The organism is Pseudomonas sp. MF6755, from assembly GCF_016405635.1.
Taxonomy (GTDB): domain Bacteria; phylum Pseudomonadota; class Gammaproteobacteria; order Pseudomonadales; family Pseudomonadaceae; genus Aquipseudomonas; species Aquipseudomonas haemolytica.
The window spans coordinates 1-1,321 of record NZ_JAEKDA010000050.1; the positions used below are offsets into that span (position 1 = coordinate 1).

General features: G+C 51.3%; 1 protein-coding gene. It reads right to left on the reverse strand.

From position 1 onward, the window contains the following. Nucleotides 1-52: 52 nt before the first annotated feature. Nucleotides 53-1,231 (reverse strand): integrase core domain-containing protein, encoded by a 1,179-nt coding sequence (locus JFT66_RS29630; protein WP_153840009.1) that lies wholly within the window; start codon nucleotides 1,229-1,231, stop codon nucleotides 53-55. Between the last annotated feature and the right edge of the window lie 90 nt (nucleotides 1,232-1,321).

The window sequence follows — 1,321 nt, forward strand, 5'->3', positions numbered from 1 at the left end:
CCGAGTGGTGGGGCGTGTACGGGACAACCACATGGGTTACACAAAAGTGCATTCACATAGGTAACACTTTGAGTGAAATATAGCCGTCCTTGTCTGCATTCCTCGCATCCATTTGTCCGAGGATCACTGGGCCGAAAATAACAGCCCACACATCGTCGCTCAGCATCTCCAATCCAATAGTCTGGTATTTCAGTACATTCCCCACATAAATCCGTAGACCTGACCGATAAATCATCCCGTTTGAGTCAGCCCGGTAACACTCAATATGACTTGCATAACCCATCTCCGGCAGTTTCTCCGGATAGGCTCGAGGTGAAGGTGAATAGCATGAAGCCGGTGTTTTCTGGCTCAGCGCTTCATGCCCTCGCTCGTAATTGTAGTGCTGTATGAAACGATCAAAGTGTTTCTGCTGAGACTCCCAAGCAACTGCAGGTGGATTGGGTAGAGTGCTTTTCAGTGTTCGGTGCATACGCTCGTGCCGGCCATTTTGGTCTGGCCGACCGGGCTCGATACGCTCTGGAATGATCCCCAGCCGTAGCCACCAGATCGACAACTGTGACAGCCCTCCGCGCCCTGTGCTGGCAAACGGCACTCCGTTGTCAGTACGGATGCGCTCAGGCAAACCATACTCGCGAAACACCCGTTCGAACGTCTCTTGGGTCTCCTTGAAATTGGTGCTGGGCATGCTCTGACAGGCGAGCAAGAAGCGACTGGCATGGTCCATGATCGTTAGCGGATAACACCATACGCCCGCACCCGTTAGGTACTGGCCTTTGTAGTCAGCACTGAAAAGCTGATTAGGTACATCTGCCTTACGTAACGGTTTTGGATAGACAGCAACCCTTGGCCGCAAGGGTCGCGGCGTGATCAGATCGGCTGCTTTGAGGATGTTATAAATAGTCGTTTTCGAGGGCGGATCCTGGTCCGGAAAACGCTTTATCAAATCACTCTGGATCTTTTTCGGCCCAGGGATTGTCTCGCCTATAGAACGAAGTTCGATAATCGCCTGCTTTACCGCCAAAGGCACCACATAAGTCTGCTGGTGCCGACGACGACTACGCTCATCAAGCCCACTGGGACCTTCTGCTTTGTATCGCTCGACCCACTTGTAGCCGGTCTTTCGGCTGATTTCATAGTCTCGACATAGCTGGCTAAGGCTGTGTTTTCCAGTCATATATTCAGCTACAAACATCACTTTTAGGTCCATAGGTTTCAGCTCTTTCCAGGGCATGGTCAGATCCTCGCGAAATCGACCCTGCCAGTTAAAAACTGTTACCTATGTGCGTGAACTGATTTGTAACCCATGTGGGTGAGTCATACC